Origin of the sequence: Bacillus sp. FSL W8-0183, from assembly GCF_038006825.1 — a bacterium.
Lineage (GTDB): Bacteria > Bacillota > Bacilli > Bacillales > Bacillaceae > Bacillus > Bacillus altitudinis.
Genome location: NZ_JBBOVY010000001.1, coordinates 273,273 through 290,026 on the forward strand (window position 1 = coordinate 273,273; position 16,754 = coordinate 290,026).

Below are 16,754 nucleotides of genomic sequence, written 5' to 3' on the forward strand. Positions count from 1 at the left end.
TTCCTCCTCAGCTGGACAGATGAAACATCGCAATTTTGATCAAAACGAGTGAACTGATTTGTTTTATGATCAAGAAGAGGTGAGGGAGATGATGTATAGTCGGGTGACGCAAGAGGTGATTTCTTATTTGGAGTCGCATTTGATGGATGAGCTGTCGCTGAGACAGGTGCATGAGAAAGTAGGATATTCACATTTTCATTTGCTGCGTGTGTTTAAACGAGAAACCGGGCTGTCGATGGGGGAATATGTGCGGAAACGAAGATTAGCTACGGCTGCACAGCTTCTTTTGTATACGGATCAGGGGATTTTAGACATCGCTTTTTCGTTACAATTCCAATCGCAGGAAGCCTTTACGCGTGCTTTTAAGCATCTTTATTCTTTACCTCCCGGAATGTACAGGTCCATGATGAGAGACATGCAAATGAAAAAGGAGGAAGATTCGATGACATTACATGAAGCAGTACCTGGCTGGGGTTTGAGTGGTTCACATCCGCATATGTATGAGATGGGTGTTGATACAGCAGAGTTTCATACGGGAAAGCAATCAGGTGTTTTATCATCTAAAGAAGGCGTACAAGAAGGACAGTTTGCGACGATGATGCAGGGGTTTCAAGCAAAAGAGTATGTAGGCAAGCGATTGAAGCTCTCTGCTTTCTTGAAAACAGAGAATGTATCTTCAGCAGGAATTTGGATGCGGGTAGATGACGGAAAGGGTGATACGGTGCAGTTTGATAATATGCAGAATCGACCTGTGACAGATTCTACGGAATGGAATCAATATGCGATCGTATTAGATGTTCCTATGCGCAGTGAATCCATTCATTTTGGAGTGCTACTCAGCGGTCATGGAACAATCTGGGCTGACGGTTTTCGATTTGAGGAAGTGGATGAGAAAACACCTACAACGAATATGGTGGAGGCTTCGGCTCTGCCAGATGTGCCGATGAATTTGCATTTTGAGCTTGAGAAGACCGTGTGAGCGGTCTTTTTTTGTTGTATACAAATCTGCATGAACCGTTTATAATGAAAAATATAATTAAACATACCGACGGTCGGTATGTAAAAGGAGGCGTTTGAACTGGCGCGAAATAAGTATCCAGAAAAGACGATGCAGCAAATTTTGGACGTGTCGACAAAGTTGTTTCAGGAAAAGGGATTTGAAAAGACAAGTTTGCAAGATATTATCCATGAATTGAATATGTCAAAAGGGGCTATTTATCATCATTTTAAATCGAAGGATGAAATATTACGCGGCGTGATGGATCGGCAGTTTCGTTATGCAACCGAGAAGCTTGAGGAGTTAATTGAGCATACGGAGGCAGCTCATGCGAAAGAGAAGCTGCAGCTTATCCTGGAGCAGCTTGTGGCAGACCCGCAGTCTCATTCGATTGATGGGATCTTGGTTGATCAGATGAAAAATCCGCAATTTGTGATTGAAGGCATGAAGACAGGTGTCAATCAGGATGCTTTGAGAATCAAACAGTTAATCATTGAAGGGATTGAGGATGGTTCGATGGAAACTGCGTTTCCTGGTGAAGTGGCAGAAGTATTTTTGCTTCTTGTGAATATATGGTTGAATCCCACCTTGTTTGTCCGCAATCATGAAGAAACGGTCCAGCGTTTGTGTTTTTTAAAGCAGATGATGAAGGGTCTTGGCGTGGATATTGTGAGTGATCTATTTATTCAAAAGGTGACAGCGCACTATGCTGAAATTGGCGGGTATGATCTGCCCGAAAGATAAAGAATGCCAACTGATAGGAGGATGACGTATGATTCATTTTATGAAGGTTGAGCTAAGAAAAGGCCACATGAAGCAGTATATTCAAGCTAGTTTCATCGCGAGTATTGTGCTGCTAGTATTCATCTATTTTATTGCGTTTGCTGCAAAAATTGAACGCGAACCGGGTTTTCAGCAATATACGAATATTTATTTGTTAACGAGTACAGTATGGATGATCTTTTTTTCTATCATCACAGCTATGCTGTATTGGCGTGTAGGCAAGACTGTTTATCAGGAACGCACATCCAATTCAGTGAGATTCCTTTCTCATATGATATGGATGGTGTGCCTTTCAACGTTTGCGATGATGTGCAGTATCATTCCTTCGTTTGTTGTGTTTAGTGTGACTGAATTGTTTTTCCCTATTGTTCACGATACGCTGACGGCAGGTTCTCTGTTTCAATTGATGAAAACATTCTTTATGTTGATTGTTTGTGTTCAAGCGATTGGCATGATGGCGATGAGAATAGGCTTGAGCAAAAAATCTGTTTTGATGACCGTCCTGACTGCAATTGTTTTATGTGCTGTTTTAGGAAATGTATCGCTCGCCATTTATGGCAATGATCAATGGAACCTCGTCCTGTCAGGAGCGATGATCTCGGCAATTCTCATTGTGATCTTGGAATTGTGGAGCCGCATCGGCCGGCTGCAAACGAGGTAATTCATGATGGGAAAAGGATGGAGACATGTGAAGCATACGGTTCAAATTGAAGAAGCAATAACGGAACTTTCATTAAACTGGCTGGTGGGAGATGTTCGCCTTTATCACCATGATCATCCTTATTTATTGGTGAAGCAGACCACCAATCACGTATTCCCCCATCGGTATTTACTGCATCATCAAGTGCAGGAAGGCAGGCTAGTCATTCAAGATAAAAGAAAACGAGCGATCAGCTTGGGGCTTCATCTTCATCAAACGAATTTGGAGATTTACCTCCCTCAGGCACAGTTACAGTCCTTGTCTATTCAGTGTAAAGGAGCAAATCTATTCTTGGATGAACTGAAGGTGAAGGAGGCTGACTGCCAATTGATTTCTGGAAAATCCATGTTCACGGGAGAAATCAAGCATCTGCGCTTGCAGACAGTGGGTGGATTTATCTCTAGTCAACAGCTCAACACGCAGACATTGAGCCTGCGTACTACTTCGTCAAAAGTGGAGATGGTAGGTGCTTTTTCAGATATTGATTTGAATTTAATAGGCAGAAGGGTACAGATACATTCAAAGGCCATGCTGCATTCGCTCAAATCGACGTCAACTGGATCATCTGTCAAAGTGGCAATTCCGGAAAATGATGGATTTATTTGTTATGTGAAGAAAAGATCAGGTACTTTTCACAATGACTTTCCTTGTGTTGATGATCAGGAGAGAATGGTTTATAAAAATGAAGGGAAAAGCTTTGAGGTCGATATAAGGGGAGGTTCTTTTCTATTAAGTGATGGTCATTGAAGCGATGATGATCCTCTGATTCGATATATCAATATAAAATAATTTGAATATCTTTTTATGTCAGAATATTTTGTTAATAGTGTTTTCCTCAAAAAAACAATTGTTTTTTAAGGGTAGATTTATTATGATAATATACATCGAAAGATTGAAGATTTTGAATCAGAATGAAAATTCTGATTTTTTATTTTTTATGTTGTTTGTTGATGAGGGGGAATAGAAGTGGCTCAAAAGGAATTAAAGAGAGGGTTAAGTGCTCGTCATATTCAAATGATTGCGCTTGGCGGCACAATTGGTGTTGGCTTATTTATGGGGTCAGCTAAAGCCATTCAATGGACAGGTCCATCGGTTCTTCTCGCGTACGCAGTGTGTGGTATTTTTATCTTTTTTATTATGCGTGCGATGGGAGAAATGTTGTATCTTGAACCGAGTACGGGATCGTTTGCTACATTTGGGCATCAATATATTCATCCGCTTGCGGGGTATATGACAGCTTGGAGTAACTGGTTCCAGTGGGTCATTGTTGGAATGTCTGAGATTATCGCCGTAGGTGCTTATATGAAATATTGGTTCCCGGAGTTACCGGCGTGGATTCCCGGATTAATCGCCATGATCATTTTAGGTGCGGCCAACTTGATTTCGGTTAAGTCATTCGGTGAGTTTGAATTCTGGTTTGCGATGATCAAGATTGTGACGATTATTTTAATGATCATTGCAGGTTTAGGCATTATTTTCTTTGGGTTTGGCAATGGTGGAACAGCGATTGGTTTGTCTAACCTTTGGGCGCACGGCGGGTTCTTTACAGGTGGATTTAGCGGTTTCTTGTTTGCATTGTCCCTAGTGATTGCTGCCTATCAAGGGGTAGAGCTCATTGGGATTACTGCAGGTGAGGCGCAAAATCCGCAAAAGACGCTGACAAATGCCATCAAAAGCATCATCTGGCGTATTTTGATTTTCTATATCGGTGCGATCTTTGTCATCGTAACGGTGTATCCGTGGGATCAGCTGAATACGCTCGGCAGTCCATTTGTGGCGACGTTTGCGAAAATTGGAATTACGGCAGCAGCAGGTATTATTAACTTTGTTGTCATTACAGCAGCGATGTCCGGCTGTAATAGTGGAATCTTCAGTGCGGGGCGTATGCTTTATACATTAGGTGTGAATGGACAGGCACCTGCTTTCTTTACAAAAATTTCGAAGAATGGTGTACCGTATTTTGGGACATTTGCTGTGCTGATTGGTTTAGCGGTTGGGGTGGTCTTAAATTACGTTTCTCCGCCAAACATTTTCGTTTATGTGTATAGTGCGAGTGTCCTTCCTGGTATGGTGCCTTGGTTTGTCATTTTGATTAGTCATATTGGCTTCAGAAAAGCGAAGGGGGCAGCGCTTGATAATCATCCGTTTAAGCTGCCGCTTGCGCCATTTTCTAACTATTTGACAATCGGATTCTTGCTGATGGTGCTTGTGTTTATGCTGATTAATCAGGATACACGAATTTCTCTCATTGTGGCAATTGGGTTCTTGATTTTAGTGGCGCTTAGCTTTTTTGTATTTGGAATTGGTAAACGAAAACCGATTGAAACAGCTTCTTCTGATCAAACGGTGAAATAATCAAAAGCCTTGCGGAGTGGACCCGCAAGGCTTTTGTCGTTTACAGAGAAGCTTTGACACGCTGAAAGACATCTGGAAAGTTTGTGAAAAGACCGGTGACGCCGTATTGTAGAAGACGTGTCATGTCTGCTTCGCTGTTTACCGTATATGGGTGAAGGAGGAGTCCGTGGCTTCTGACCTGCTGTACATTTTCAAGTGTCAACGCTCTAAAATTCGGTCCGACCCCCACTGCATACGATTTGATGAAGTCGAGCTGATCATCTGTAATAGACGTCATTTGCGCTCTATCTAATAGCTGTACTTTTGGAAGCCGAGGGGCGAGTTTCTGCAATTTTAATAGACTTTCTTGGCTGAAAGATTGGATAATGACCTGCCCTTTTCTCGTATGTTTTCCAAGAAGATGATGTTTCTTTAAGACGGCCAATAGTTTTTCTTCCATTTGCGGATAGATGTCTGGTTTTTTGGTTTCAATATAATAATTTTCTCGTTTACCGAAGTAGCGTAACACCTCATCTAATGTGAGGACTTGCTGTCCAATAAAGTGGGCATTTTGTTTGTCGGGGTTGGTTTCGTTAAACCATGCACCGGCATCAAGCTGTTTGATTTCGGCAAGTGTGAGGTCTTTGACCCAGCCTGTTCCGTTTGTCGTCCGGTCAACCGTTTCATCGTGCATGACGATGAGGTGTCCATCCTTTGTCATTTGAAGGTCGAGTTCGAGGTAATCTGCATTCATCTTTGTGGCGAGTTTGTAGGAAGCTAGGGTATGCTCTGGGGCATACCCTGATGCTCCGCGGTGTGCAACGGTTAAAATGCGATCTGGAGATAAAAGATGTTCATGTGCCGATATGGTGGTCGGCACCCAACCAAAAGACAGTAAAGCAAAAGAGAGTAACACGAAAGCAAGTAATCTACTTTTCTTCATATTTTATCCTCCTTTTACGGTAACTGCCTCCATCATAAGAAATAGATGTAAAGGGCATGTTGGGCGGATATGAATCTTTTATGTGATTTTCATTAAGCTTGCTCTACGCGCTTTCCTGTATTCCATGTCATGGCGAGGAACACAATCGCAAGGATACAAGAACCAACTAGTAAAATGAAACCTCCTGTCCAGTCATAGTGATCGACGACGACACCCATCATGGCATTAGCGAAAGCAGAGCCACCAATATATCCAAAGAATCCTGTCAACCCGGCAGCAGTGCCAGCGGCTTTTTTCGGAGCGAGATCAATGGCTTGCAGTCCAATGAGCATGACGGGTCCGTAAATTAAAAACCCGATGCTGATGAGGGCAATGTTATCAACCATTGGATTGCCAGCAGGGTTTAACCAGTACACAAGAACCGCAATTAATACGCCAATCATAAAGAGTACGCCAGCAGGTGCGCGGCGGCTTCTAAAGAAGCGGTCACTAATCCACCCGCACAATAATGTACCAGGGATGCCTGCATATTCATAAAGGAAATAAGACCAGCGTGAATGCTCTGGTGAGAATCCTTTTGCTTCTGTTAAATAGGTAGGTGCCCAGTCTACGACCCCGTAACGGACAAAGTACACAAAGACGTTGGCAATGGCGATATACCAAAGGAATTTATTGTTGAGTACATATTTAAACAAAATCTCTTTTACGGTTAATTCTTTTTCTTGATCTTCATATTGTTGTGCCGGATAGTCATTTCGGTATTCTTCAATTGGCGGAAGACCAGCGGATTGCGGGGTGTCCCGAACGAGAAGAATGATGACGAAGGAGACGATAATGGCGATGATGGCAGGGAAGAAAAAGATACTTTTCCACGTCGCAAACAAAACAATTCCTAATGTAATAAGCGGTGCAAGAATCCCCCCGCCGATATTGTGAGCGACGTTCCAAATGGACATTTTCGTACCACGTTCACTCACCGAAAACCAATGCGCCATCGTTCGTCCGCATGGCGGCCACCCCATTCCTTGAAACCAGCCGTTTAAGAACATGAATAAAAACATGATCCATACACTGGATGTCACCCATGGAAATGAGACAAATAGAATATTGATAAGAGCTGATAGAAAGAGTCCAGCGGCTAAAAAGTATCTTGGGTTACACCGGTCTGAGATCATCCCCATAATGAATTTACTAAAGCCATAAGCGATTGAAACAGCCGCCAGTACAAAGCCTAATTCACTTTTTGTGAACCCCTCTTCCTGTAAATAAGGGATGGCAAATGCGAAATTTTTGCGCAGCAAATAGTAGCCCGCATATCCGATAAAGATTCCCAAAAAGACTTGCAGCCGCAGCCGTTTATAGGTTTCGTCTGTTTTGGCATCATCGAGCCTGTCGATATGCGGAGCTGGTTTAAACCATTTGAACATAAACATCCTCCTCTTGTAGATATGACTGAAACAAAAGTACGAGGTCTGTCTTTGATCTTGTACTTTTTCAGAGACAAAAGAATTGATAACGCTTTCTTTTGTACTCCCATCATATCGGATGGAGAAGATGTTTATGATGAGGCTTTTGTCATTATTTTGGAAAAACAGTTCATGAAGTGATGAAAAAAATCCGCACAATGGCGGATTTTTAATAGTGGTTAAATTGATACATCAATTTTTGCAGATTTCTTTAGTTGATCAATTTCTTTTTGTACTTCTTTTTGCTTTTCTTGAGATTCTAACTGCTTCTTGATTTGTGATTTGACGTCTTTGAAATCAGGTGCTTTTTGTTTTTGCTTTTTCATTTGTTCGGCGTATTGGTCATAGTACGCTTTGACGTCTTTTTCAGACACAGAGGCTGATTTAATTTCTTTGTCGACATATTGGCTGTATTTGATGCTGTCGGCAATATCACTTTTCAGCTGATCCATTGTCAGTCCGCTCTTTTTGAGTGCTTCTTCAAATTGAGCATTGTCTTTAAATTGTTTCTTTTCTTCTTTTAGCTGCTTATCGACTTGCTTGTCAGAGGCTTTATAGCCCTTCTTCTCAGCATCTTGCAGGATGAGCTCTTGACCTACTAGCGCATCAATGGTTTGCTTCTTGACAGCTTTTGCGCCTTCTTTAGATGTTGGGTCTTGTCCTGACTGCTGAAGTTGACCTTGAATGGTCGATAAGGCGCTATTGTATTCACTTCCTGTGATTTTATCTTTGTTGACGGTCGCAACGACCTTTTGATCATCAATTTTTTGTGCGTCTAATTTCTTTTGCATCTCTTCCATTTGCTTTTGCTGCTCTTTTTGGTCAGCCTGTGTTGTTTCCTTGCTTTTGGCTGAATCGTTTTGCTTATCCTGTTTCGCATCGTTTGATGAGCAGGCTGCAAGCCCCACTGATAACAGACAAGCAATGAGTGTATATGATACTTTTTTCAATTATTTTCTCTCCCTTCGGTATGAGAACATCTAGTGCGCATTCTAACCGTTTTAGAGGAAAAATAAAACCGTATAGACGAATTGTTAGCGGATTGACATTTTTTTTATCTGTTTGTCCTCATTTTGTCTTCTCATAGTCATCATATGACAGCTCAAGTTTGGAATAATTGTTCCATCGCTTCGTCGAGATTGGTGATCGGCTGGCGGCAGCTGTAGTTTTCACAAATATAGACCGTCGTGCTGTCGTTGATCGTTTTGTAATCTTTTGTAAAAGGTGCGAGCCTTGCTAATTCTTGCCCTGTTTCGGCAGTTAAAATGAGATCAAATGGCATGAATCGTTTTTGCAATGCTTGTAGAAGCTGTTCTTTTTGCGGATCGCCCTTTTTCCCGAGAATAATGATTTCTCGTTTTACGGCATATTGGCTTAGTAGTCCTTGTAAAAAGGCGGTATGTCCGCTTGGATAGGAAGAGACATCGACGTAAAAGGCGCTGAACATCTTCTCTAGTGTTTCGATCCAGTCTTGACGTCCGATCATTCTGCTTAGTTTCAGAAGCTGTTGGAGTGCAGTACTGTTACCAGACGGCATGGCCCCGTCGTATACTTCTTTTTCACGAACGATAAGCGCTTCTGCATCTGAGCCTGAGAAGAAAAAGCCCCCGATTTGCTCATCCCAAAACAGTTCAAACATATTTTCAGCAACGGCTCTTGCTTTTGTCAGCCAATCTAGGTCAAAGGTCGCTTCGTATAAAGACATATACGCTGTTAGCATGTGCGCATAATCCTCGATAAAGCCTAGATGCTTCACGTCCCCTTCCCTGTAGCGGACCATGAGCCGTTCCTGCTGGACGAGGTGTGTTTCGAGAAAAGACATTGCCTGTTTTGCCATGCGTATGGCTTCTTCTTCATGAAAGACACTCCCTGCTTTGGCAAGTGCGGAAATCATCAGCGCATTCCACGAGGTGAGTACCTTGTCATCGATTAGCGGTGCAGGTCGCTGCTGTCTTACAGTGAGTAAGATGTGTCGAGCGGATTGCAGTTTGGAATGAAGGGTTTTGTCGTCGATTGAAAAAGCTGCTTTGATGTCATCAAATGAGGTGGAAATAGTATGAGGGATGTTCTGTCCTTCAAAGTTCCCTTCCTCTGTGATGTGGTAGACCGCACAAAATAAAGTGCCGAGGTCATCGCCTAAATGGGTCATGATCTCCTTTTTTGTCCAAACGTAATATTGCCCTTCCTTTCCTTCTGAATCGGCATCGATTGCCGAATAAAAAGAGCCATCACGATTCATCATGTCTCGTTTGATAAATTGAATGAGGTCTTGGACAAGCTTTTCGTACTCAGGGTGTTGAGTGATTTGATAGGCTTCGGTGTAGGCATTTATTAGCAAGGCGTTATCATACAGCATCTTTTCAAAATGCGGCACAAGCCATTTTTCATCGGTTGAATACCGAGTAAATCCAGAACCAATATGATCATAAATACCGCCGTTTGCCATACCGTTTAACGTTTTTGTGACAGCATATAACGCATTTTCTTGCCCTGTCCATTCAAAATAGCGCATGAGAAACGTGAGCATATGAGGCGCAGGAAATTTAGGCGCAGAACCGAAGCCGCCATACAGCGTATCAAAGCTGCTCATGAGCTGATAATAGGCTTTGTGAATCGACTCCTGAGTGAGCGTATTCTCTGTCTGCCCTGCTGCCTTGATTCGCAGATTATTTGTAGCCTTTTCTGCCAATGATTCAATATGATCTCGGTCGTTGTGATACGCATCCAGCAATTGCGTCAGTGCTTCAATGAAGCCAGGACGGCCGTAAGCACTTCTTTTTGGAAAATAAGTCCCCGCATAAAACGGCTTTTGATCAGGCGTGACAAACACGTTGAGCGGCCAGCCTCCTTGCCCAGTCATCATCTGACAAACGGACATATACATCGAGTCAATATCTGGACGCTCCTCACGATCGACTTTGATTGAAATGAAATGCTCGTTTAGGATGTCAGCGACTTGTTGATCTTCAAAGCTTTCGTGTGCCATGACGTGGCACCAGTGGCAAGTTCCTTTAGCTACCCATACCCAATCGATACAAAAACTGGTTTGTTTTCGCGTTTCGCTTTTTTGAATGCTTCGTCTGACCATGTGTACCAGTTGACTTGATTATATGCATGTTGGAGTAGGTAGGGAGATTTTTCAGCGATTAATCGGTTGGGTATTTTTTTGTTTGGCATGGGATCACCTACTTCCGTTGTTAGTTTATTGCACTGTACTTTACCTTTAAAGAGACTTAGTCTATGCTTATTCGATAATTTAATTGGACTGATTTTGTGTAAATTCTGAAGTCCGAGAGGAATTTTCAGAATTAGTTGAGGAATATATTTTAAAATCATTTGGCTTTAAATCAGATTTGAGTTTTGAATCTTTAATTAAGTCTTTCCTTATTTCAACAAGTAATTCTCCAAGAGCTTTATGTTTGTGTTCATGAGTTGAGCCATTTTTAACACTTTCTAAAAAGTTGTATAGTTTAATTATGACTTGATCTGGACAATACAACCAACATAAGTTAACTTGATCTATAAAAATGGACTTTAGCTCTGAATTTTCAGACTCAACATAAAAGCCTTTTAGACTTTTTACCAGCACAGCATAACGCTCCTCTTTTCTGATGAATACTTCCTGATTCCTTTTGCTTCTCTCATTTAAATACCATGTAAAAAAACCACCAAATATAGTTAGTATAGCGACAAATAAAGGCGAGTATGTAGCAAAATCTTGCAGAATAATACACTCCCATTCTATTAGAGTTAGTTACAAATAGAATCAAAAAAATTAAACATCTTTTATACTGTTAGCTCCTCCGAATAATATATTATCGTCTTCAATTTTGAAAGCATGTTTTTTAGGTATTTGCAAATTAGTATTTACCCTATTGATAAAACTGTGCTTGGATGCCTCATCTTTAGCGTAATCTACAATTATAATTTTAAACGGAATTGGGTTTTCTTTCCTTCTTGAAAATTTTAACCTTTCTGAAATAGCTTTATTTATATGATTATCCCTAAAGCTATAACCTATTATATATAATTCATCACAAAGGTTATCTTCAATTACCATGCATTTTTTGAACTCATTGTAATAAAAATGGAATGGGTTTTGTTGGACTTTGAAACTCTTCCCACCTCCGGTAACTATAGAAGGAACTACACCTTTTTCAAATATGTTTTCATAAAGATCACTGTTTCTTAAAGATTCTGTAGTTATTTTAAAAATACGTCCAGTTTTGATATCTTTAAAGGACGATAAAGAACCATGTAAATGATGCAGTCTTATATTCTTTTCATAATTTTCAGGATGTATCTGTTTACTTCTATCTGGATCAAAGTAATATTGATAATCATTATTTATAACAGGCCATTTTTTTCCTCTATAATGAAAGTCTGCAAATTGCTCTTTTCTATAGTAAGTTAATAGTATTGTTTCTAGTAGTAAATCAAAGTTTAATGTAAACAAATCAACATGTTCGGAAGAATCAATGATCTTTGTTAACCAATCCACAAAAGGCTGTAATTTATCAGAGATATCTTTTTGACGAACATTGTTAATTATTAAATCAAGGATTGAAGATGTATATTGATGAATTACTATTTGTACTGCTTCAATATGGTCAGCTAATTCATTGTTATTCAGTCTATAAGAATTTAAAAAATTCTTTCCATTTTCTCCAGTTAAAAATTCATTATAATGCGATAATGAATCGTAGACTTGTTCAATTGTAGCGATTGCTTCTTCAAAATCTAGTTGTGAATAGTTGTCTCTCATATGATGTTTTATAAATTCTCGATGATTGTCATCCAATCTATCAAAAAACCTTTTGGTTATTGATCCTAATCCAAAATCAGAATTTAAAGCTACTGATAAACCGTTTCCTGTTAAAATTGCTCTTCTTGACAAGAATAATTCCCCCTTTGTTTATAACTAACTCTTAATGAATATCGGTAATTAGAGCTTTGTTTTTAACAAAAAAGGGTTTATTTACAAAATAGGAAATTTGTATTTTGGATTACTATTGTTAGTTTAATTAGTCATATGATGGCACCAGTGGCAAGTGGCATAGCCGATGCTTACCAGCAAAGGCTTGTTTTCTTTTTTTGCTTTATCAAATGCTTCTTTTTCCCATGGATACCAGTTAACTGGTATCCATGGGAGTGTTGGAGAAGGTATGGAGATTTTTCAGTGATTAATCTGTTGGGTTTATTGTTAGTAGACATGGAATCTCCTCCTTTGAGTAAATAAAATAATTTATCAAATCTTTTTGAGTGTAAAGGGTGATGGGCTTAAGGAATTTCATTTGAATTTAGATAGTACTACTTCAACAAAGTTACGTAGGATAATAACCGATAGTTCTTTATTTTCTAAAATTTTGAAACTGAGCAAATATCAAAAAACTATAATTAGGTCAAAGATTTATAGGGACTGCTGTGGAAATTTTAACTCTCGATAGATTTGTTTTCAATTCTTTTATTCACTTCATTAATTATGAAAACCTATATTAATGCCTTTTGAATGGAATTTATTACTATATTTATCTTGTGTGTATTTAATCATTAATAACAAGCTGTTATAATAGCTTTGTGTTTTTATGAAAATATGTGTTAAAAGTGGTGTTGGAAATAAATATATACTATTCATTCTAGTAATCTCTTCGTTTGGTGGAGAGGCACTTTTAGCACATTTAATTTCAATAGGTCTAGCGGTGACTATTACAGGAGTTACTTATGTTGCATAATCTGAGTTTAAGAAGCATAAAAGAACATACATTCAAAAAATCTAAAAAATGGGTATATGAGAAGGTGTAAATATGTTAGTTATTGATCAAAATCCAAAAGGTGAGCAGTACTCCAAATTAATTGATTTGGCTTTCGAAATTTGTGATGAGTTTCATTTAGTTTTAAGAAAAGATATGGGATCTTTAAAATCTTTTGATCCCTTCCTAAAAAAACTTGAAAGTTCATTGAAAGAGATGAAAGAACAATCAGAATGGGCTAGCACAATGCTATTTAACAATACAGCAAAAGTTTATTACTATTATACAGATGAAAATGCGAAGAGTATTCTAAAAGAATTCGCAAATTCTTTATATGATTGGGAGCAACCAAATTTACCAGAAGACTTGTCCTTCTTCAAAAATGGAGAAGAATGGCTGGTTACATCTTCTCATGAAGAAGAAAGTTATATAGATACGGAAAATGATACAGAGATACAAAGGATATTAAGTATACCAGAATTAAAAGTACATATGGAAAAATGGGATTAAGGCTATTTAGTATTCAATAATAGTGTATTGATATAAAAGTAAGGAGGTTAATAAGATAGTTTCCTTACTTTTAAAATGTTATGGGCGTTCTCATTTATTTCTTAATTAAGATGTATTGTTTGTGTTCCAATAGAAGATTTGAACTTTAAATGTTTCCCAAATTGTTGAGTCTTGAAATTAATAACTAAATCCAAACTCTCATCCTTATCTTCATCCTCAAAACCGTCTAAACAGGAATATAATTAATATATCAGATAGCTGAGGTCCGTGATCAAGTGTCTGTGAGGTATTCCCATCATGAAAAATCAAGGGCTATAAACCCTTGATCAATTCATTGTATTCTTTTCACTACTTCAATCGTAATGTTTTAACAAGATGGCTGAATTATGTCCTCCAAAACCAAAAGAATTGGATAGCCCATATTTCAATGGAAGCTGTCTCGCTTCTAATACAACATCTAAATTGCAATCTGGATCTTGTTTCTCTACATTAATAGTTGGCGGAATCATTCCTCGTCTCAAACTTTCCACTAAAGCAATCGCTTCTACTCCGCCTGCAGCACCAAACATGTGCCCAGTCATTGACTTGTTCGCAGTTGTTGGAATTTCACCTGATCGATCACCAAATAATTTCTTAATGGCTAGAACTTCTGAACGATCACCTACTTGTGTACTTGTTGCATGAGCACTAATAACATCGATTTCACTTGTTGATATATCTGCACTGCTCAATGCTTTCTTCATGGCTAAGTAGGCACCCCTACCTTCTGGGTGTGAAGCGACCATATGATGTGCATCTGAACTAGCCCCGTATCCCACTACTTCACATAATATCGGCGCATCTCTAAGAATTGCGTTGTCTAATGATTCTAATACTAAGATACCTGCGCCTTCACTCATAACAAAGCCATCTCTATCTGTATCGAATGGACGGCTGGCTCGACTTGGGTCTTGGTTTCTAGTAGACAGTGCATGTGCGTTTCCAAAACTAGCCAAAGATATCTGGTTGACGGCAGCTTCTGCTCCACCGGCAAATATAATATCTGCTTCATCATTTCGGATCGCATTGAAAGCTTCACCAATAGAAGTGTTACCGATAGAACAAGCTGTGACTGGTGACAATGATGGCCCTTGTGCGCCTAATTTAATGCTGATTTGGGCCGCAGCTGCATTTGAAATCATCATGGGGACAAGGCTAGGGCTTACTCTCGATGGACCTCGTTTATCTAATACATTCACCTGATCAACAAGCGATTGTATGCCCCCGATTCCTGAACCAACATATACGCCTAAACGTTCAAGATCTACTTGATCTAACTGTAATTGCGAATGTTCTAATGCTTGTTCGGCTGCTGCTAAGGCAAACTGACTAAAACGATCTAATCGTTTTGCTTCTTTTCTCCCTAATATTTCATCTGCAACGAAATCACGAACGATTCCAGCTATTTTTGTTTTATAATCAGTCGTATCAAAAGAATCAATGAGAGATATTCCCGATTGTCCTTGAACTAGTTGATTCCAAAAGCTATCTATATCATTTCCAAGTGGAGAAATAACTCCCATTCCAGTAATGACAACTCTTTTCATGATCATTCCCTCCTTGTTTTTATTAACTTTAGCCATTGTGTTATCCTATTACAAGTTGTTGTTTATCCTAGTATAATGAATAATATTTTAAAGGGTGATCATATTGAAACCTGAAACAAGACTTCAAGCATTATCAGAATTTCTAAAAAACCAACGTTCAAAAATCACGCCTCAAATGGTTGGTTTACCTGTAGGAACCCGCAGAAGAACACCAGGGCTCAGAAGAGAAGAAGTAGCTCAACTAGCCGGTGTGAGTCTTACTTGGTATACATGGTTAGAGCAAGGCAGAGATATAAAAGTATCTACTTCGGTATTAGATGCTATTTCTAGTGCATTACAATTAAATAACGATGAAAGGAGATATTTGTACGCTTTAGCGTTAGAGGAAGGTGTGAAACAATCCTATATCATTGAGAATGAGAAGGAAATCAGTCCGGCTTTAGTGAAAATTTTGCAGGAACTTCGTTATTGCCCAACAATTATATCTGATAGAAGAAGTCAGATTGTTGGGTGGAATCAAGCAGCAGCTAATGTATTTTTGGACTTTGAACAAATCATCCCGGCAGAAAGAAATATCATCCGCTTACTATTCGCAAGAAAGGAATTTAAAAGTTTAGCCGTGAATTGGGAGCATTTTGTAAGAGGATATATCGCCATATTTAGAACGTATTATGGACAGTATGTGGCGGATGACTGGTATGAGCAATTTATAGAAGAAATGGAGCAGGCATATCCTGAGTTTCGTAAAATATGGAATGAAAATGAGATCAGTTATGCACCTGAAGTATTAATTGAATTTCGTCATGCTAAGGTAGGGAAAATGTTGTTTAATCTCACTTCATTACAAGTGTATGGGGATACTGATTTAAGATGCAGTGTCTATACTCCAGTTGAGGATACTGAAACGGAGCTTAAGTTAAAACGTTTAATTGAAGGGTAGGTTTCGTTTGGATGAGGTTATTGAGTGCATTAATATAAAATAGATCCTATGCAAATCAGTGACAAGTGGCATAACCGATGCTGATGAGCACCGGTTTAGTTTCACGTTGAGGCTTCTTGCCCCCAAGCCTATATCTTTTCTGGTAAATGGTGTTTATACATCTCAATAGCATCTGTATGTTCTTTTAAAATACTCATTGTTTTTGGATGGGGTCTTACATATATCAAAGGATAGTCGACTTCATCTAACTCTTGTTGAGTATGAAAAGCTAATCTCTCATGGTCAAGGGAAAATTGAGCATCAATTCCTGTTTTGTTCCCGCGTGAATCTAATCGAATCCATCTATTAAGTGAATGAAAAAATACAGCATTTAATGCGTGAATGCAATATCCTTTATCTGGCGTATCGAACAACATTAATCGCTGGTAACAAAAACCTGTGGGTATTCCCTGTGAGCGCAACAGGGCAGCCAATAGGTTCGACTTTGCGTAGCAAATTCCCTCTTTAAATGTTAATACATCTGATGCATGACAAGTCACTCGTTTGGATTGAATATCCCATGTATGGGATATTTCATCTCGAACAAACTCATAGGCTGCTTTTGCTTTTTCTATTTCTGTCTGCAAAGGGTTGAAAAGTTCATTTGCAAGTGTACAAATAATAGGATTAGAATAATCAACTTCATTTAATTCCAGTAAATAATCATTAAAGTTTTTCGATTCACATGTCATATTCATTATAATGT

Annotated in this window: 15 protein-coding genes and 2 pseudogenes; 7 read left to right on the forward strand and 10 right to left on the reverse strand. The window is 39.1% G+C overall.

Annotation, left to right across the window (positions count from 1 at the left end; translation table 11 throughout):
• Positions 1–88 precede the first annotated feature (88 nt).
• The 5 genes from NSQ64_RS01660 (at position 89) to NSQ64_RS01680 (ending at position 4,835) form a co-directional block, all read left to right on the forward strand.
• Positions 89–979, forward strand: coding sequence for a helix-turn-helix domain-containing protein (locus tag NSQ64_RS01660; protein ID WP_284724716.1), 891 nt, complete (start codon positions 89–91; stop codon positions 977–979).
• Between the two features lie 129 nt (positions 980–1,108).
• Entirely contained in the window at positions 1,109–1,741 is a 633-nt protein-coding gene (locus NSQ64_RS01665) for a TetR/AcrR family transcriptional regulator (RefSeq protein WP_008343904.1), read from the forward strand.
• Between the two features lie 28 nt (positions 1,742–1,769).
• On the forward strand, positions 1,770–2,441 hold the full coding sequence (locus tag NSQ64_RS01670; protein ID WP_243173190.1) for a bacitracin ABC transporter permease: 672 nt from the start codon (positions 1,770–1,772) through the stop codon (positions 2,439–2,441).
• 6 nt (positions 2,442–2,447) lie between these two features.
• Positions 2,448–3,227, forward strand: coding sequence for a DUF4097 family beta strand repeat-containing protein (locus NSQ64_RS01675; protein WP_341014720.1), 780 nt, complete (start codon positions 2,448–2,450; stop codon positions 3,225–3,227).
• A gap of 219 nt (positions 3,228–3,446) precedes the next feature.
• Positions 3,447–4,835, forward strand: a complete 1,389-nt coding sequence (locus tag NSQ64_RS01680; protein ID WP_144668333.1) for an amino acid permease — start codon at positions 3,447–3,449, stop codon at positions 4,833–4,835.
• Positions 4,836–4,875: 40 nt separating this feature from the next.
• Here NSQ64_RS01680 and NSQ64_RS01685 read toward each other — a convergent pair whose 3' ends face one another.
• The 8 genes and pseudogenes from NSQ64_RS01685 to NSQ64_RS01720 form a co-directional block, all read right to left on the reverse strand.
• Positions 4,876–5,757, reverse strand: a complete 882-nt coding sequence (locus tag NSQ64_RS01685; RefSeq protein ID WP_341014722.1) for a glycerophosphodiester phosphodiesterase — start codon at positions 5,755–5,757, stop codon at positions 4,876–4,878.
• Positions 5,758–5,849: 92 nt separating this feature from the next.
• Complete coding sequence (gene glpT / locus NSQ64_RS01690; RefSeq protein WP_008343899.1) at positions 5,850–7,184, reverse strand: glycerol-3-phosphate transporter; 1,335 nt, start codon at positions 7,182–7,184, stop codon at positions 5,850–5,852.
• 218 nt (positions 7,185–7,402) lie between these two features.
• Positions 7,403–8,173 (reverse strand): SurA N-terminal domain-containing protein, encoded by a 771-nt coding sequence (locus NSQ64_RS01695; protein WP_008359353.1) that lies wholly within the window; start codon positions 8,171–8,173, stop codon positions 7,403–7,405.
• Positions 8,174–8,325: 152 nt separating this feature from the next.
• A complete protein-coding gene (locus NSQ64_RS01700) occupies positions 8,326–10,209 on the reverse strand; it encodes a thioredoxin domain-containing protein (RefSeq protein WP_341014725.1) in 1,884 nt (627 codons plus the stop codon).
• Between the two features lie 35 nt (positions 10,210–10,244).
• Positions 10,245–10,400: pseudogene (locus tag NSQ64_RS01705) on the reverse strand (DUF255 domain-containing protein); the annotation flags it as partial.
• Between the two features lie 79 nt (positions 10,401–10,479).
• Positions 10,480–10,812 carry a hypothetical protein gene (locus NSQ64_RS01710; RefSeq protein WP_341014727.1) on the reverse strand — a complete coding sequence of 111 codons (333 nt, stop codon included), beginning with the start codon at positions 10,810–10,812 and terminating at the stop codon, positions 10,480–10,482.
• A gap of 186 nt (positions 10,813–10,998) precedes the next feature.
• Positions 10,999–12,120 (reverse strand): SIR2 family protein, encoded by a 1,122-nt coding sequence (locus NSQ64_RS01715; protein WP_113768618.1) that lies wholly within the window; start codon positions 12,118–12,120, stop codon positions 10,999–11,001.
• Positions 12,121–12,246: 126 nt separating this feature from the next.
• Positions 12,247–12,437 (reverse strand): annotated as a pseudogene (locus NSQ64_RS01720) (DUF255 domain-containing protein); the annotation flags it as partial.
• Positions 12,438–13,027: 590 nt separating this feature from the next.
• Between NSQ64_RS01720 and NSQ64_RS01725 the strand changes: the two are divergent.
• Entirely contained in the window at positions 13,028–13,483 is a 456-nt protein-coding gene (locus NSQ64_RS01725; protein WP_048002323.1) for a hypothetical protein, read from the forward strand.
• A gap of 353 nt (positions 13,484–13,836) precedes the next feature.
• Here NSQ64_RS01725 and fabF read toward each other — a convergent pair whose 3' ends face one another.
• Positions 13,837–15,069, reverse strand: coding sequence for a beta-ketoacyl-ACP synthase II (fabF, locus tag NSQ64_RS01730; protein ID WP_341014729.1), 1,233 nt, complete (start codon positions 15,067–15,069; stop codon positions 13,837–13,839).
• A gap of 103 nt (positions 15,070–15,172) precedes the next feature.
• On the opposite strand from fabF, the gene NSQ64_RS01735 reads away from it, so the two are divergent.
• Positions 15,173–16,009, forward strand: a complete 837-nt coding sequence (locus NSQ64_RS01735; protein ID WP_008359338.1) for a helix-turn-helix transcriptional regulator — start codon at positions 15,173–15,175, stop codon at positions 16,007–16,009.
• Positions 16,010–16,137: 128 nt separating this feature from the next.
• Here the strand turns inward: NSQ64_RS01735 and NSQ64_RS01740 are convergent, their stop codons facing one another.
• A complete protein-coding gene (locus tag NSQ64_RS01740; protein WP_025206655.1) occupies positions 16,138–16,746 on the reverse strand; it encodes a transglutaminase-like domain-containing protein in 609 nt (202 codons plus the stop codon).
• Positions 16,747–16,754 lie beyond the last annotated feature (8 nt).